This is a genomic window from Peribacillus sp. FSL E2-0159 (assembly GCF_038643155.1).
GTDB lineage: Bacteria > Bacillota > Bacilli > Bacillales > DSM-1321 > Peribacillus > Peribacillus simplex.
The window spans coordinates 2,564,367-2,581,734 of sequence record NZ_CP152053.1 but is presented as its reverse complement, the minus strand read 5'-3'; the positions used below and the strand labels follow the sequence as shown (position 1 = coordinate 2,581,734).

Sequence of the window (17,368 nt, the reverse complement as noted above, 5' to 3'; positions counted from 1 at the left end):
ACTCCTTTTATAGTGATAAAACTTGTGTCTCCAAAAATCCGGCTTGCGTGATGTTCTCATCACTTATTACATTTCCGTTCTTAACCGTCCATATCCTGGTTGCAAAGTTTTTTGAAATATGATCGTCATGAGTTACCATGATCACTGTTATTCCGCGCCTTCGATATTCCTCAAACCATTCCAGTAATGCAAAGGTATTTTTCGAATCTTGGCCAAAGGTTGGCTCATCCAGGAGAATGATTTTTTTGTCTATTACGATTGAGGCGGCTACGCTTAAGCGTCGCTTTTGACCCATAGATAATTGAAATGGATGTTTATCACGATGTGCCTCCAGGCGGAACACTTTAAGCAATGAGCGGACTCTTTCATCTATTTCTTGTTGCGGCCTTTTGTCAATTCGCAATGAATAAGCAATCTCTTCATATACAGTATTTGCAACGAACTGAAACTCGGGATTTTGAAAGACAAACGTCATATGATCCGTTGGATTTTTCACCTTTTTAATGGGGGTCCCCATTAATTCATACTTACCATTCGTTTTTATGAACTGCATCAGTGCATGCAAAAGTGTACTCTTCCCCGCGCCATTTTCTCCCCTGATTACAATCCATTCCCCTGAACGGACCTTCAGCTCTTCAACCTTGATTTTTTCCTCTTTATTCCGAAAACCGCTAAATCCTTGCACATGCATAAGGGGTAAACCATCTGTAAATTGGTGTTCCCGAATGGGTGCATTCTCATGTATATATTCATCCCAAACACCAGGGAACCAAATTCCATGTTCTTTCATTTCATTTTTATATAGTGAAAGAATGGTGTCTCTTGGACCATCAGCTATAATTTGACCTTCACCGTTAAAAAGCACGATTCGTTCGATGAATTCTAAAACATGGTCAATTTTATGCTCGACGATAATAACAGTTTTGTCACGTCCGACTTCCTTCAACAAGTTCCAGATTTCTTTTGTACCTTCCGGATCAAGCATGGCGGTTGGTTCATCTAAAAATAGTACTTCTGGTTCAAGGGCTAATACTGAAGCGATTGCCAAACGCTGTTTCATCCCGCCTGATAATGTTTCTATACTTGTATGGCCAAGGTTCAATCCTACATTACGGATATGATTTTGGATCTTCTCTTTCATTTCTTCCTTAGGGACGGAAAGATTCTCAAGGACGAAGGCAATTTCCTCATCGGCAAATGGCATGCAAAACTGACTATCTGGGTCTTGAAAAACATATCCCCATGAAGAAGGGCATTTCAATTCCTCCGCTTTCATCGGGACTTCGAAGGAATTCGGAATCAATCCGCTTAACACTTGCAATAGAGTGGACTTACCACATCCTGATGGTCCCAACAATAGCACTTTTTCTCCTTTATCAAACGATATGGAAAGGTCCTTGAATATCAGAGATTCATCACCGGGAAATTTCATTCTTAACTTCTCAACTGAAACGATTGGTTCCATGGCCCTCAACCTCTACTTTTGATCCAGTTCTGCAAAATCTTTACTTGAAACCGGACGAACAAGATTAGTTACTCCTGTTGCTTCCAGTACTTTAACTAAATAATAGGCAGTCACACCTGCAAAGAATATGGACCCCACAAACCTCGCTATCATGAATAACGATAAATTCCAAAGAGAGAGAGCACCTATTTCCCCATAAGCAAAATCCATGATGACTGATGCCAGGCAGGAAGCTATCGCAGCTAAAACGGCCACCGACATATTGAATTTTTTATATTTGAACGCCATGAACACCAGTTCCGCGAACAAACCTTGGACCACCCCATATAACAGTACGGTCAGCCCCCATGGTGAACCTAGAAAGAATTCTCCGGAAGCTGCAGCTATCTCTGCCAAAAGTGCCACACCCGGTTTCCGTAAAATTAAAAAGGCGACGGGGCCAGCTATAAACCACATTCCATAAATAAGTTGATCCAGATGTAATCCTAATGGTTTAACGGAATAATAAATCGAACCCCAAAGGATATAAACGATTCCAAATGCTACCGCAATCACGATCGTGACTAATATATCCGTTAATTTCAATCCTTTTTTCATTGTTTCATTCTCCTTTATACTTCTAGTGTTTCCTTATGCACAGGCCATGTCTCTAAACGATAAGCCATTTCCCAAAATGAGTATTCATATTGGCTGCTAAGGATAAAATGCTCTTTCATTCTCTCCTTATCCTCTTCTGTTACTTTTTCAGCAATCTCATCAAGCCTCGCAATTTGTTCTTCCACCAAAGTGCGGAACCAATCTCCTCCGTAAGCCGCTATCCATTCTTGATAAATCGGCTCATCGGGTAAGCACCCTTGCAGCTTTTCACCTATTTCATAATAGAGCCAGTAACACGGCAAGATAACTGCAATAACATCTCCTAAATGTCCCGAATAAGCCGCACGATACATATGGGAAGTATAAGCATAAGCGGTCGGGGCAGGTTTGAAATTTCCCCTTTCTTCTTTTGTGATGCCTAATCTCTCAGAAAAATTCTCATGAAGCTTCAACTCCGCTTCATATGTTCCTTGTGCATGGCCGGCAAGCCTGCTTGTTGTATGTAAATCTGTAGCTTTGACTGCCCCTAAGGCTTGAACTCTAGCAAAATGAGATAAATAATAGGCATCTTGCATGACATAAAAACGAAAACACTCCAATGGCAATGTGCCATCTCCTATACCTGTAACAAACGGGTGATTAAAACTAGCTTCCCAAATGTGATCAACTTCCTGACGAAGTTCCTCTGAAAACTTCATGTCCATTACCTCCAAATTCTATTTTTCAATGAATGTTACGGAAAAAAACCTTTTATCACCCCTTTTTTTGCAAACAAAAAACCACTTTCTTAAACGTAAAGAAAGTGGTTGTACTTGAAATAATACAAAAACGTATTGTTCCAGACCCCACTTCCCTACGCTGGTATAAACCAGATCAGGTTCTAAGGGTCTTAAAGTCATACTTTAATCTCAGCTTCTGCGGCAAAATCAACTTTTACCTATAAAGCACCCCTAGTGGTACAAATTGTATATTAAATTTCATTTGCCTTTATATTAACACGATAAATCCAATTGTCAAACGTATTAGAAAAAGTTTTCGACCCAATGCTTTAGGATTACTAGCCTTTCAATCTTGCATTACCACCTTACCATGATCGCTTAAACCATTGTTAATCCACCATTTACGGAAAGAGTTTGCCCCGTAATATACCCTGCATCTTCCGAAACGAAATAGGCAACAGCACTGGCAATGTCCTCTGGTTGTGCTAGCCGGCGGAATGGAATCGCTTTTTCCAAGGCGCCTGCTATACCTTCATTATAAGAGCCTATTTCTTGAAATAGGGGCGTATCAGCAGGACCTGGCGCAATACAATTGATGTTGAGTTTGTGACGTGCCATTTCTCTTGCTATCGTTTTTGTGAAGGCAATCACCCCTCCCTTAGCAGCCGAATAAACTGCCTCTCCACTTGATCCGACTCTAGCTGCATCGGATGCAATATTTACTACCTTTCCGTAACCGTTTTCAATCATTAGAGGTAAAATTTCCTTGCAAGTATGGATCTGCCCAAGTAAATTAATATCGATAATCCTTTTCCAAGTGCTGGGATCACTTTTTAAAAAAGGTTCCACCTTATCCCACCCTGCATTATTAACCAATATATCTATTCTATGATAAAGCTTCACTGATTCTTCAACGGCTTTTTTAACACTTTCTAATTTCGTTACATCACAATGGACCGCTCTGGCTTCAAAGCCCGACTTTTCGATTAAAGAAACCGTTTCCTCTGCATTTTTAAGATTAATATCAGCCACGATGATGTTAAAATTACGAGAAGCCAATTTTTTTGCAATCTCTCTGCCGATTCCACTTCCGGCACCTGTGATAAATGCCATTCTTTTATTCATCATATTCCCCTCCACTTTCACCATTTAGTCAATATGGATTTATATAAACTGCTTAAATATTGTCGATTACCTTTTCATTTATCATTTCCCGGAGCCGGAATTTCTGAATTTTCCCGCTAGCCGTTCGAGGAAAGTCATCCATTATCTCAAGAAATTCAGGCCAATATTGTTTGGCCAAACCCTTTTCCGAGAGAAATTCCTGCATGGAATCCATCGTTATCGGGCTCTTCCCCGTTTTCATGCTGATACATGCACATGCTTTTTCCTGAAGACGAGAATCTGGAACCGCAATAACCTGAGCGCTAGAAATATCCGGGTGTTCATACAATACATTTTCTACATAAGCGACTGGAATATTTTCACCGCCACGTATGATTATGTCTTTGTTTCTTCCAGAAATCCGGATATATCCGTCTTCATCAATGAATCCTCGATCACCGGTAATAAACCATCCGTCATTATGCTCAGCTAAAGTATCATCAATCCGTTTAAAATAGCCGACAAAAAGAGCCGGACCCCTTACTAATAAAGAGCCTTCTATATTCGGGGCACAGATCTCCCCTTCAAAATCCACTACCTTTAACTCCATTCCCGGAAACGGAATTCCGTCGGTATTCGTCAGTTTTTCTTCTGGATCTTCAAGTCTCGTCAAGGTTACCAAGCCATCTTCCGTTTGCCCCCATCCTGACAATATCTTGAACGGTACTTTTTTCACGGCTTCCTTTACTAAATGCCTGGGAATCGGGGCACCTAAAGCTACGAAGACTCGTAGCGAATTGAGGTCATACCTTTCTATCCCTTCTATTTGAACCGTATCTTGCAGAAAAGGAGTGGCTCCCGCCGTAAACGTTATCTTTTCCTTCTCAACCCATTCAATAAACTCTCTCGGATTCCAAATGTCTTGATAGACTCCCGTACCTCCAATATGTGTAGGGAGCCTAACTCCATAACCAAAACCTGTTTGATGAGCGAACGTTGATGCCATGAAAAGAACGTCATTGGATGTTAAATGTAAGCGGTCAATCCAATAATCCGTAGATATGCAAAGAGTATTATGTGTATGCATAACTCCTTTTGGACTTCCTGTGGTTCCCGAGGTAAAGATAATTTCAGTCACATCATTGGGGTCATGTGTGATTTCATCCAAAATGGATGAATCCATCCGATCTTCCCAAGGTTCCTCAAATAAGGAGGAGAACAGTTTCATCCCATTCGGAGCATTGTCCCCAATCACATATATATGTTTCATTGATGGCCATTGATGCCTTAGTCTCTCAATCATGTCAGGGTAATAAAACCCACGGAAATAATCTGGTACAACAATCATTTTAGATTCTGCCATCCCAACCATATAGCCAATTTCCCTATCACGATAAATCGGTATCAAGGGATTGCTAATGGCACCGATTCTTGTAACAGCATAGTGTAAGATTATAAATTCATTCCAGTTAGGCAGTTGAAAAGAGACAACATCCCCCTTACCCAATCCTATATGCAAGAGACCCAATGCGATTCGATCGACCAACTTACCAAGCTGCTTGTAAGTAAAACTACTTTTTTTATCGATAATCGCTATCTTATCTGGATGCTTTACTATAGCATCATTCAAATAATCCAAGATCGTTCGGTTTGGCCAAACGCCTTGATATTTCCCCACATATTCCTGAGTCAAAATCGTCTCCATTTTCACTAATTTTCATCCCCCTCTTCAACCTCTGAATTTTTTAAAATCTACAGGCCTCTTTTCTAGGAAGGCATTTTTTCCTTCTTCCGATTCTTGTGTATTGTAAAACATCGCTAAACTGCCCATCGAAAGTTGTGAAATCCCTTGAATGTTGGCACTATCTGCATTAAAGGAATATTTGAGCATTTTTAGCGCAGTAGGACTCTTATCAAGGATCTTTCTTGCCCAATCTTCTGCTGCCTCGTGCAGTTGTTCTGGGGCAACGATTTTATTCACAAGTCCCATTTCTTTTGCTTCTTGTGCAGAATATTGTTCACACAAATACCAGATTTCCCTTGCTTTCTTTTCTCCGACAATTCGTGCTAAATAAGCTGAACCAAAACCAGCATCATAACTACCGACCTTTGGCCCGCTCTGGCCAAATTTTGCCGTGTCAGATGCAATTGTTAGGTCACATATAACATGAAGGACGTGCCCGCCTCCGATGGCAAACCCATTAACAGCTGCAATGACCGGCTTAGGAATGTTGCGGATTGTTTGGTGCAGCGTTTCGATTTCCAGTCCCATTCCACCACCTAAACCACCCGAATGATTATATCCTCCTTCTTCTCCCTTTTCTTTTTGATCTCCACCTACACAAAATGCCTTCTCACCTGCACCAGTCAGAATCACTATACCAACACGATTATCATCCCAAGCGTCCCGGAAGGCCCATATTAATTCCTGAATGGTTCTGGCACGAAAGGCATTGTAAACTTTAGGTCTGTTCATTGTTATCTTTGCAATTCCACCTTTTTTTTCAAAGATTACATCTGTTAATTCCATCGTTTTCATTCCCTTCATTGTCCTAGTCTATTAAAGATCATTTGCCTTGTATCACATCAATCCTCTGTTCATTACGAACTTATTCGGTACCCAATACGACTTTATGTGATTTCTATCTCTTCTGTAATCAATTCGGTTTCAACTGAATGTAAAATTATTAATTAATTGGATTAATGAGAACGGAACTCCTTTCCTATAATGTCCTTTGCAATGACCATCATATTAGCTTGTGCAGTACCATCACCAATTTCCAACCCAATCACGTCACGCAAACGTTGCTCAAGAGGCATTTCCTTCGTATATGCATAATGACCATTCAACAGTAAACATTCATGGATAGCTTCTACACTATATTTGGGACCTAACCACTTAACGGAAGCCGATTCTTTACTATGATTCAGCCCTTGGTCACGAAGCCAAAGTCCTCGATAGGCTTGCCACTTCACCAGTTCTAATTGGGTATAGTGCGTCACAATGGGGAAGGAGACCCCTTGATATGTCGCCAACGGTTTACCAAATGAATGTCTGATTTTCACATGTTCGATGGTTTCATCGATACTTTGTGATGCGGTGCCCACACATTGCAGCCCTATTAACAGCCGACTTAAATCAAACCCATTCATCACTTGGGAAAACCCTTTATTTTGAAGACCGATCATATACTCTTCCGGAATCTCTACATCGGTTAAATATATCGAACCTCTTCCAATGGGGATATTCCCCATGTCTTTGTACCCTCTACATTCAACTCCTGGAATATCGGCAGGAACCATGAAGGCACTTATCCCTCGATTTCCCCATTCAGGTTCCGTCTTTGCAAATAAAACAAAGGCATCTCCACACATGGCTACACTAATTCCAGACTTTTCTCCATTAAGCACATACTTATTTCCTTTATGTACTGCTGTTGTTTTAATTCCGCCTGCATCCGTACCGGCGGATGGCTCCGTAATCGCAATGCCAACAATTTTTTCACCACTTGAAATTTTGGGAAGCCACTCCTTTTTCAGTTCCTCGCTAGCGTGATTATTGATAATTTCACCGATTAATGCATTCAACATCACCGCGTAAGTGAGATTGAAATCACCACGACCTATCTCCTCAGCAGCTATCCCCGTTGTCACACAGTCCGCACCGCTTCCGCCATATTCCACTGGAATCCGAAGACCATTCACGCCAAGTTCCCCCAGCTTTTTCCACAAATGTTTTGGAGTAATCTCTTCGCGATCCCATTTTGTATAATGTGGAAGCAACTCTTCCTTCGCAAATTCTTTCAATATTTTACGAAAATAATCTTGCTCTTCCGTAAAAGAAAAATTCAGCATATCATTACCTCCTTGTTTAATTACTTAATTATCCGATACCTATATTTTGGACATTCTACGAAACATGAAATCTCTTACATGACAAACTATTATTGCAAGTTGTGTGCCAACTTGCATTGGCTACAAATTTGGCTATAGTTTAATTAAGCTTTTGCAAGTTTGCATTTTTTCGCAATTCTGCAAATTAAATTTGCGAAACATCACAAAAAAAATACACACTTTATAAGTGTGCCCTAATGGTTACCCTATTTACATTTCATTGGTTGCTCTACTATTTCAATTTGTATTTGGCAATTTTCCTATATAAACTAGCAACATGAATTTTCAGCTTTTGAGCTGCTAAAGAACGATCCCCTTCAGAATCTTTTAATGCTCGCTGAATGGCGGATTTTTCAGCATTACCTACAACTTCATCCAACGTACCGGACATAGAATTATCCATAGATGAGGGAACCTCCAATATGAAATTAGGTGTAAAATATAAAGAATCCAGAGTTAGAGTCCCTCCATCTACGATATTCATTCCGCGTTCGATTATCGCTTTGATTTCACGGATGTTACCAGGCCATTCATATTGGATAAGCCAATCTTGGAGTTTAGGATCAATTTCTTTCACATTGGACCCTAACTTGTTATTGAAATACTCGATGAAATGATATGCCAGAGGAAGAATATCCTCGTGCCGCTCCCTTAAAGAAGGAATTTTCAATTCAAAAACATAAAGTCGATAATATAAATCTTGGCGGAATTTCCCTTCTTGAATAAGGGTTCTTAAATCCCTGTTCGTCGCTGCGATAATACGTATATCAACATTTTTAGTCCCCGTCCCGCCTAGTCTTTCCACTTCCCTTTCCTGTAAAACTCGTAATAGCTTTCCTTGAGCCTGATAAGGCAATTCAGAAATCTCATCTAAAAACAACGTACCATTTTGGGCTAATTCTATTTTTCCAGGCTTACCTTCTTTTTTCGCCCCGCTAAAAGCGCCAGCTTCATAACCAAAAATCTCCGATTCAAATAATTCATCTGGAATCGCGGCACAATTTACCGGCACAAAAGGCTGTGCTTTTCTTGTACTCAAACTATGGATCGCTTGGGCAAAAAGTTCCTTTCCCGTTCCCGTTTCCCCTGTAAGCAGTACTGTTGAACTGCTAGTAGCTATTCTGGCGGCCAGCTCTTTTACCCTCTCTATCTCCTTACTCTTTCCAACAATCTCTTCGAAGCTATATCGACTTTGAACCACGGAATTTTTCTTGGCTTTATTCTTCTCCAAAGTGTTGGCAAAATACACTAAATCATTGTATTCCAGTTCGTCTTGGCGGATTATTATGGTATAGATGGTATCAGCTTCTCGTCGAAATACCCTTATAAAACAAGAGTGTCCGCTGATCACACCAGCAAACACATGTTTGTGGGCCAGACCTTTCAAAGAAAAGGTGGAAGAAGTGTGAATGACTCTCGTAATGGACTTTCCTATCAAATCAGTCGGCATCATCATAAAATACTCATAAAAATCAGCAGTGGCGTCTATAATTGTTCCATTTTCATCAACTTCAATTGATCCCCAATTCCTTATTACGTTTTTAACATTTTCCATTCACATCACCTAATACCTTGATTACTTAAAACAAAGATTACAACTTGACCCTTAATGACTTCAATTCCTTCCTGATTAAAGCAAGTCACCTTTTGCGTAACCCAATCTCTATTCAAATTAATATCAATGACCTCCAGTTCCGCTGAAATCATATCGCCTACATGTACTGGATGATAAAAGACCAATTCCTTTTGTAAAAGTATACAGGCACTACCAGGGAGTTTTTCACTGATCACTTGAGTGATAAGGCCTTCCGTTAACAAACCAGGTACTACCGGCTTGCTGAAATTACTTTTCCATGCTTCTTTATTCACTTGATAAATCGGACTGTAATCTTTTGTTAATTCATTACATAATTTTACGTCAGATTCATTAAATGTCCTTTGCATACTAGCAACCTGGCCGATGAACAAATCAGTGATTGTTAAACTCATAACACCGCTCCTTTTTTTCAGAATATTCAATTTTAATATAATACTAACTATACATAACTTTCCAATCAAATACTATAAAATGGGAGTTTATTTATTGTTTTACTCGTGAATTCGGCTGTTTTACTCATTAATTTGGATGGTTACACGTGATTTGATTGGTTTACTCGTGAATTTAACTGCTTTACTCGCGTGTTCTGCAGCTTTACTCGCGAGTTTAGCCGGTTTACTCGTGAATTCAACATGTTTACTCGTGAATTCTTTTATTTACTAAAAAATTGCCTATATGTCAGTGAATAGTCTGCATGACCGGCCTCTGACATATAGGCAATCTACTAAAGAACAATATTATACATTCGATGTTGCTTTTAGTTTTATATTTTCCTCAACCTGTGGTTTATCATAGCTGCCATACCTCTCTTTCACAACGAGTAACGCCAAGGCAGCCATTATGCTCGGAACTGTTAAGGCCATGAATGCAGTTTGTGGTGAATAGTTTGCTGCCATCAATAATCCTATTAATGTTGGAGCAACAATCGCTCCAATTCTACCAAAAGCCAAGGCCCATCCTATCCGGTGGTCCTTATCTCCCGCGGATAATACTCGGATATATACGTATTGGCCAAATTCATCGTGCCAACTGTACAGGCACCTCCAAAAAAGCGATCAGAATATATAAAAATTCATTATAGTAAACTTAATAATTTTAAAAATCCATATAATTTCATAATATGAAATTTAAGAAAAATTTTTAATAGCTCTTTGAACCATCGTATAAAAGAACGCCCCGAAGAAAAGACTTTCATTACCGTATTATCAAAAATCAGTGTTAAACTATCCATGATCATTCATATTTCCAGCTTAATTAATAATGATCTTTTGGGTTGACTCGAATATATGAAAGTGGTGAGGGAAGTTTCAATTTTGCGTTCATTTAGAAAGATCTACCAATTTTTTGTGGATATTCCTATAAAAAAAGGAGTGGTTTTGAATTACCGCTACGAGGTAAAAGCTGTAATCGGAACAGGAAGCTACGGTATCATTTATCTTTGCAATGATTTGAAAATGAATGAAAATATAGTGATCAAGCAGCTCCGGAAAACTAAACACCGCAGCAAAAAAGAGCTGAAACAGTTTGAAAATGAAATCTCGATATTACAAATGTTAAATCACAAAAACATCCCCAAATTTCACGAGAAATTTTCACAAGACGGAAATGTTTATTTTGTGATGGATTTCATTGAAGGAGATAATTTAGAAGACCATATTTTCTTGAAACATAAAACGTTCAATGAGAAAGAGTCTCTATTATTTCTTGATGAGTTGGTCGGTTTAGTATCCTATCTACATGACCATGACATTTTCCATCAAGATATACGTATACCAAATATTTTACTTAAGAACCATCAGCCCATTTTGATAGACTTTGGTTTGTCTAAAATGATCGATTCGGGTGATCTCGCAAAAGATTCTATTTTACAGATGAAAAGGCAGGATTTTTACGACTTGGGTGAAATGCTCTTATATGTACTTTATACGACGTACGCTTCCAAAAATAAAAAGGCTCTTCCTTGGACAGAAGAGCTTTCGTTAGAAAAAGAAACCGTGCATATACTGAAAAGGTTATTAACCATCCAAGAACCTTATTCAGATATCAAAGAAATTTCAATGGACCTGCAGGCTGCATTGAAGTCAATGAAACGGAATTAGCTGCTGCTGCCACGCCCCTTTCTCTTGTAGCGGTCACTTCCGCTCATGGGATATCTTTTATACCCGCGGCTGCTGCTACTGCTGCCTCGGCGATAATGACCATGTCTTCGCTCACTGCTGCCTTGGGAAAGCTGTTTGATTTTTTTCATTATTTTCTTCAGCATATCTTTCACCTCTTTTATTTTGATTTTAAAGCTTGTTATTCATTTAGCCTAACATAGTCACAGTATAAACCTTATTAATAAGTACTATAAATTTTTTTCATTTGTATTACATTCCATTACTGCTTACTTTTTTCATGGAGTGGGCTTATTTCATTGTTGGTCAAATGTGAAAGCCCTATATGCCTTCCTTTGAAAATGGCGCCGAATTTATAAAAATAACCAATTTAAAGAAACTCCTAATAGCCTATCATAACTATATCCTGCCTCACCGATACATGACAAACCGTTATTTAATCTTTACCATTTAAGTTTATTTATGGTGAATTGAATCGCTTTGCTCATGAATGAAAATCAGGCAGTAAACAAAAAAACCTGGCGAATATTTCATCGCCAGGTTTTTCTTCGTTCATTTTTATTTTACAGCTTCTTTTAATTCCTTACCTGCTTTAAAAGCGGGTACTTTACTAGCTGCAATTTGTATTTCTTCGCCAGTTTGCGGGTTTCTTCCTGTACGAGCAGCACGGTCACGCACTTCAAATGTACCGAAACCAACTAATTGGATTTTTTCTTCTTTAGCAAGTGTAGCCGTGATTGTTTCAAACAATGCGTCCACTACTTTTTTTGCGTCGTCTTTTGTCAGTTCAGCTTGTGCTGCAACACTGCTCACTAATTCTGTTTTATTCATATGAACACCTCATCCTTTTATTTTGTATAAAGTATGTAGAGAAGACAACATAACATATCTTGTATGCCTCTGTCACTTAATATGGCCAAATAAAAGGAATTGCTACTCTAAATTGATCTTTTTTGAAGATAAAAGGGCTTTGATTAGCATTAACCTAAGCACTGTCTGACTCTTGTTCAACTTTCTGCAGTTTCCAGCTGCAGCCATTGATAGATGGTATCCATATCAATGTTTTCTTCTAAATGGGAAGCCAGGAGATTATACGCTTCCTCCCTACGCTCCGAATCGCTTTGAACGTTTTCCTTCACTTCATCCAGCCCCTTGTTCCGTCGAATTTGGTTAACTAGTAATCTAGTGAACAAGCGATTATGGAATATCCCATGAAGATATGTTCCCATTACTTTGTTGTCATTGGAAATGGCTCCATCCTCTCTTCCATCTTTCAATAAAAGAAAGGGCCTTACTTGTGACTTCAATGTCGTTCTGCCTAAATGTATTTCGAAACCGTTAAGGTTCATTTGACCTTCCATTATCCCAGCAGAAAGGACACCTTCCATTTGTACCGTTTTCTTTTCTGCTTGAAATACGGTTTCCACGGGTAGAAGCGAGAGCCCTTCTGCGTTCTCACCGTCACCTTCGACCGCGTCAGGATCGAAAAGTTTGGTCCCTAGCATTTGAAAACCGCCGCATATACCGAATATCAACGTTCCTTGTTTCCGCAGTTCATTGATGGCCCCAACCAACCCCATACCATTCAGCCACTCTAAATCTTCCATCGTGTTTTTTGTACCAGGCAAAATAAGAAGATCGGGATTACCTAACTCATGGACACTGCTTACTAGGCGGACTCCTACTCCGGGTTCATCGAAAAAAGGATCCACATCTGTAAAATTGGAGATCCGCGGAAATCTCAAGACGGCTACATCGATCGGAAACTCAGCCTTTTTAGGCTTTTTAAAACGTAAGGAAGAGAGTGCTAGTGAATCTTCCGCTTCAATATTCACGTCTAGATAGGGCAGCACGCCGAGAACTGGAATCCCGGTTTCCTTTTCCACCCATTCAATGCCATCGTCCAACAATTCACGCATGCCACGAAATTTATTGATGATGATACCCTTTACACTATCTCGTTCATCTTGATCCAATAACGCAAGTGTCCCGATAATGGACGCAAATACTCCACCACGATCAATATCAGCCACTAAAATGACAGCCGCATCCGTGAGTTTTGCCATTCGCATATTCGCAATATCCCGGTCCTTAAGGTTAATTTCAGCCGGACTTCCTGCCCCTTCGAGTACGATGATGTCATATTCATCTTGAAGTTTTTCCACCGATTTACGGATGATGGGCATGGCCTCCTGGACAAATTGTGATCGATAGCTTTTTGCATTCATATCAAGAAAATGCTTTCCGTGCACGATGACTTCCGAAACCATATCCTGCTTCGGTTTCAGTAATATCGGATTCATATCGGTCGTTGCCGTGATCCGTGCCGCTTCCGCCTGTACTCCCTGAGCCCGTCCGATTTCACCGCCATCCAAGGTTACATAAGAATTCAAAGCCATGTTTTGTGATTTGAATGGGACAACACGTAATCCTTTATTGGAAAATACCCGGCAAAACGCCGTACAAATCAAGCTTTTCCCTACATCAGATGATGTCCCTTGTATCATAATGGATCGTGCCTTCATTACACTCACCCCCTAAAACTCTAATCCTTTGACAGCACCGATACCCTCGTCATAATAATGTTTGGTCGCCTCAATCGATGAAACCAAATCCGCCATTTCCATAAGCCCTGGTTTGGCATCCCTACCGGTAATGACTATATGCATATGAGCGGGACGATTTCGAATGGCATCGATGACTTCAGCCAATGGTAAGACATCTTCAATCGGGAATTTGGAGATCGCTAACGCATTGTTTAACTCATCCAGAACAAGTAAATCAATGCCTGGATCACTAAGGGCCAGTTTCGCCTTTTCCCATGCTAACGCTAATGCTCTGCGATGCTCTTCTGGAGTTTTGGTCCACGTAAAACCAATGCCTAGCTGTTCCATTTCAACTCCTAATTTTCTCAAAGCCAAGGCTTCCCCATATGTACGCTCAGGAGATTTTATGAACTGAAGGTATTTGACATTCATTCCTCTGCCGATTGCCCTTAATGTCACCCCTAATGAGGCAGTCGTTTTCCCTTTCCCGTTTCCTGTATAAATTAGCATTAATCCTCTGCGTGCCACTCACTCACCTACCTTCATAGCCAAACTGTTTTTTCTATGTATGAAGTCCTTTTAGTAGCAGGAACCGGTTGATCTCCTTTAGGGTATCCGACAAAAATGGTGCCGATCACTTTTTTGTTTTCAGGTGAACCGATAAATTCGTGCAGGCGTTCATCCCTGACAAGTCCCACTCCTCTAGTGCGCCAAACGAATCCAAGACCAAGTTCTTTTGCGGCAAGCCACATCGAATGGACGGCACAACAAGAAGCGAATACATTGTCTTCGGATGAATCTGGATCCTCAGGCAAAATATCAGAAGTCACGACAATGATAAGCGGTGTCGTCTTAACAACTTCCAGTGAACTTTCAATCAATTTTGGTTTGGTCGGGAAGCGTTCAAGTAAATACCTTTCTGCCAATCTTTCATAACGGTGCTTCGCTTCTCCCTTGATTACATAAAAACTCCAAGGTTCACGCAATCTGTCGTTAGGAGCATAAGTAGCCGCTTCCAATAACTGCCTGATTTTTTGGTCTTCCACTTCTTTTTCTTCGTAATTCCTTATTGCCCGACGTTCCTTCAATTCTTGAATGATGGACATTCCGACTCATTCCCTTCCATTATGGACTCAGATTCAATCACTCTTTCAAACCATTGGATTTTTTCTCTTAATTGGACGACATCCCCTACTAGAAAGATTGACGGATTTTGAATTTCTTCTTTTACAGCCTTCAAAGAAATCGAACTCAAAGTACCGGTGATTGTCCTTTGTTTATCTGTCGTGCCCCATTCAATGACGGCCACTGGCGTTTTACCGTCCCTGCCATGCTCCATCAACTTTTCACAGATAAACGGCATATTACCTATCCCCATATAAAAGGCGATGGTATCGATGCCTTGAGCCAATGCCTGCCAATTCAGGTTATCCTGCCCCTTGTAATCACGGCCATGGCCTGTCACGATGGCATAACTTGAGGCATGTTCACGGTGTGTTACCGGGATGCCCGCATACGCCGGTGCTGCGATTCCAGCTGTGATTCCTGGGACGATATCATATTCAATACCATTTGCAGCCAGTATCTCTGCTTCCTCACCGCCACGCCCAAAGACAAATGGATCTCCCCCCTTAAGACGGGTGACGTTTTTCCCCTGTAAGGCTTTCTCCACTAAAAGTTCATGTATTTCATTTTGAATGAGATGATGTTTCCCTGGTGATTTCCCGCAATACACCAGTTCTGCACCTTCTTTTGCATAGGTTAATAGTTCTGGATTGACAAGCCTGTCATATGCAATAACATCCGCCTTTTGGATACATTCCAGTCCATATACCGTAATCAGTTTCGGATCTCCGGGACCCGCACCGACCAGATGAACTTTTCCCGGTTTCATGCTAGCTCCTCCTCTTAATCTTCAAAAAATACCTATTCCTTGTTGATAGTTTCATGGGTTGATCTGTTTTTTTGTTTTAAGCAAGCATCGATCCAGTTCTTTGCAAGTGTTGGATTGGAAGCAAAATGAAAGTGAGTATACCCAGCAACAAGGTTACCTAATACACACCCCTCTTGTTTCGAACCAAATCTGCCTTTGGCTTCATATGCATGTGTAAGATCATCATCCGCTTCAAATGTCGAGTAGTGGAACTCATGACCTTTTGCCTGTTCCATTTCATTGATCAAAAAATTGCTTGAAGTTCCTGTAATTTCACGATACCCAAGTGCCGCAAGCTTTTTCTGCATTTTAATCCGGCCTGGTATCATTCCTGCCATCTGATGCGTTTCTCCTGAAGTTGTTTCAATCGATTTGCTTAAAAACATGAAACCGCCACATTCCGCTAGAGTCGGCATCCCCAATTCAATGGAACTTCTTATGGATCTGATAGCACCCACGTTACGTGAAAGTTCATCTGCAAATTCCTCAGGAAAACCGCCTCCAAGGTATAAACCAGCAGCATCCGATGGAACTTCTTCCCCTTTTAATGGAGAAAAATACTTGATGTTCGCCCCATATGCTTCAAGCAACTCAAGGTTTTCCTGATAATAAAAATTGAATGCTGCATCTTTTGCGACGGCAATGCACACATCCTTTTCATTTTGAGGTTGAAATATATTTGAGTTCCCACTGGAAACGGCACTTGTCTTGGACAACCGGTACAACTGATCGATATCGATCGTTTCCAGGACTAATTGTGCCAGCTTATCGAAAAACGGGTTTAGTTCCCCGCGTTCAATAGCAGGAATTAAACCCAAATGGCGGCTAGGAATATCAATATCCATTTCCCGCTTCATATAACCCAGCACCGGTACATCGCATTCTTGCTCAATGGCTGCTTTGACAATTTTGTAATGGCCTGCACTTCCCACTTGATTGGCAATGACGCCTATGATGTTCGGACCGGTCGAAAAATCCTGAAAGCCTTTTACAATGGCAGCTGCACTCCGTGCCATGCTGGCACAGTTGACTACCAAAAGGACAGGGCTTTGGGTGATGATGCTGATTTCAGCCGTCGATCCTGTATTGGATAAAGGACTTTTGCCATCGAAGAAGCCCATGACTCCCTCAATGATCGATATATCAGCTCCAGTACCTGCTTTGTTAAGGATTTCCAGGACAGTGTCATGTTCGAACATCCAACTGTCAAGGTTGCGTGAAATCCGTCCTGTAACTGCGGTATGATAAGTAGGATCAATATAGTCGGGACCACATTTAAACCCCTGAACGGTATAGCCTTTCTTCTGGAGGGCTGCCATGATGCCGATGGTCAATGTCGTTTTACCGACACCGCTTCCGGTACCCGCAATTACCAATCTTCTATCGTTCATATTTG

The 17,368-nt window shown here is 40.6% G+C and carries 18 protein-coding genes and 1 riboswitch; of the genes, 1 reads left to right on the top strand and 17 read right to left on the bottom strand.

Features of this window, described 5'->3' with window-relative positions; all coding sequences use genetic code 11:
- Positions 1 to 7: 7 nt before the first annotated feature.
- The 10 genes from NYE63_RS12675 to NYE63_RS12630 form a co-directional block, all read right to left on the bottom strand.
- The gene (locus tag NYE63_RS12675; RefSeq protein ID WP_342605408.1) at positions 8 to 1,465 is read right to left on the bottom strand and encodes an ABC transporter ATP-binding protein; all 1,458 of its coding nucleotides are present in this window, start codon (positions 1,463 to 1,465) and stop codon (positions 8 to 10) included.
- Positions 1,466 to 1,477: 12 nt separating this feature from the next.
- Complete coding sequence (locus NYE63_RS12670; protein ID WP_342605407.1) at positions 1,478 to 2,062, bottom strand: ECF transporter S component; 585 nt, start codon at positions 2,060 to 2,062, stop codon at positions 1,478 to 1,480.
- 14 nt (positions 2,063 to 2,076) lie between these two features.
- Complete coding sequence (tenA, locus tag NYE63_RS12665; protein ID WP_342605406.1) at positions 2,077 to 2,760, bottom strand: thiaminase II; 684 nt, start codon at positions 2,758 to 2,760, stop codon at positions 2,077 to 2,079.
- A gap of 135 nt (positions 2,761 to 2,895) precedes the next feature.
- Positions 2,896 to 3,024, bottom strand: a riboswitch (TPP riboswitch).
- 135 nt (positions 3,025 to 3,159) lie between these two features.
- Positions 3,160 to 3,906: an SDR family NAD(P)-dependent oxidoreductase gene (locus tag NYE63_RS12660; protein WP_342605405.1), complete on the bottom strand. Its 747-nt coding sequence runs from the start codon at positions 3,904 to 3,906 to the stop codon at positions 3,160 to 3,162.
- A 52-nt stretch (positions 3,907 to 3,958) separates the two neighbouring features.
- Positions 3,959 to 5,590: an AMP-binding protein gene (locus NYE63_RS12655; RefSeq protein WP_342605746.1), complete on the bottom strand. Its 1,632-nt coding sequence runs from the start codon at positions 5,588 to 5,590 to the stop codon at positions 3,959 to 3,961.
- Positions 5,591 to 5,614: 24 nt separating this feature from the next.
- Positions 5,615 to 6,415: a 1,4-dihydroxy-2-naphthoyl-CoA synthase gene (gene menB, locus NYE63_RS12650; RefSeq protein WP_342605404.1), complete on the bottom strand. Its 801-nt coding sequence runs from the start codon at positions 6,413 to 6,415 to the stop codon at positions 5,615 to 5,617.
- Positions 6,416 to 6,585: 170 nt separating this feature from the next.
- Complete coding sequence (locus NYE63_RS12645; RefSeq protein WP_342605403.1) at positions 6,586 to 7,740, bottom strand: acyl-CoA dehydrogenase family protein; 1,155 nt, start codon at positions 7,738 to 7,740, stop codon at positions 6,586 to 6,588.
- Positions 7,741 to 8,011: 271 nt separating this feature from the next.
- The gene (locus tag NYE63_RS12640; RefSeq protein ID WP_342605402.1) at positions 8,012 to 9,334 is read right to left on the bottom strand and encodes a sigma 54-interacting transcriptional regulator; all 1,323 of its coding nucleotides are present in this window, start codon (positions 9,332 to 9,334) and stop codon (positions 8,012 to 8,014) included.
- 5 nt (positions 9,335 to 9,339) lie between these two features.
- Positions 9,340 to 9,768 (bottom strand): MaoC/PaaZ C-terminal domain-containing protein, encoded by a 429-nt coding sequence (locus NYE63_RS12635; RefSeq protein WP_342605401.1) that lies wholly within the window; start codon positions 9,766 to 9,768, stop codon positions 9,340 to 9,342.
- 345 nt (positions 9,769 to 10,113) lie between these two features.
- Positions 10,114 to 10,326 (bottom strand): hypothetical protein, encoded by a 213-nt coding sequence (locus NYE63_RS12630; RefSeq protein ID WP_342605400.1) that lies wholly within the window; start codon positions 10,324 to 10,326, stop codon positions 10,114 to 10,116.
- Between the two features lie 420 nt (positions 10,327 to 10,746).
- Between NYE63_RS12630 and NYE63_RS12625 the strand changes: the two genes are divergently transcribed.
- The gene (locus NYE63_RS12625; protein WP_342605745.1) at positions 10,747 to 11,475 is read left to right on the top strand and encodes a protein kinase; all 729 of its coding nucleotides are present in this window, start codon (positions 10,747 to 10,749) and stop codon (positions 11,473 to 11,475) included.
- Here the strand turns inward: NYE63_RS12625 and NYE63_RS12620 are convergent.
- The 7 genes from NYE63_RS12620 to NYE63_RS12590 form a co-directional block, all read right to left on the bottom strand.
- A complete protein-coding gene (locus tag NYE63_RS12620) occupies positions 11,472 to 11,639 on the bottom strand; it encodes a hypothetical protein (RefSeq protein WP_153246085.1) in 168 nt (55 codons plus the stop codon). The genes NYE63_RS12625 and NYE63_RS12620 overlap by 4 nt on opposite strands.
- Positions 11,640 to 12,051: 412 nt before the next feature.
- Complete coding sequence (locus NYE63_RS12615) at positions 12,052 to 12,324, bottom strand: HU family DNA-binding protein (RefSeq protein ID WP_063233522.1); 273 nt, start codon at positions 12,322 to 12,324, stop codon at positions 12,052 to 12,054.
- Between the two features lie 176 nt (positions 12,325 to 12,500).
- Positions 12,501 to 14,018 (bottom strand): cobyric acid synthase, encoded by a 1,518-nt coding sequence (locus NYE63_RS12610; RefSeq protein ID WP_342605399.1) that lies wholly within the window; start codon positions 14,016 to 14,018, stop codon positions 12,501 to 12,503.
- A 12-nt stretch (positions 14,019 to 14,030) separates the two neighbouring features.
- Positions 14,031 to 14,567 (bottom strand): cob(I)yrinic acid a,c-diamide adenosyltransferase, encoded by a 537-nt coding sequence (locus NYE63_RS12605; protein ID WP_063233520.1) that lies wholly within the window; start codon positions 14,565 to 14,567, stop codon positions 14,031 to 14,033.
- Positions 14,568 to 14,581: 14 nt separating this feature from the next.
- Positions 14,582 to 15,145, bottom strand: a complete 564-nt coding sequence (locus tag NYE63_RS12600; protein WP_144479981.1) for a nitroreductase — start codon at positions 15,143 to 15,145, stop codon at positions 14,582 to 14,584.
- Positions 15,124 to 15,933, bottom strand: a complete 810-nt coding sequence (gene cobA / locus NYE63_RS12595) for a uroporphyrinogen-III C-methyltransferase (protein ID WP_342605398.1) — start codon at positions 15,931 to 15,933, stop codon at positions 15,124 to 15,126. The genes NYE63_RS12600 and cobA overlap by 22 nt, the downstream gene beginning before the upstream one ends.
- A 32-nt stretch (positions 15,934 to 15,965) precedes the next feature.
- Positions 15,966 to 17,363 (bottom strand): cobyrinate a,c-diamide synthase, encoded by a 1,398-nt coding sequence (locus NYE63_RS12590; RefSeq protein WP_342605397.1) that lies wholly within the window; start codon positions 17,361 to 17,363, stop codon positions 15,966 to 15,968.
- Positions 17,364 to 17,368: the final 5 nt, after the last annotated feature.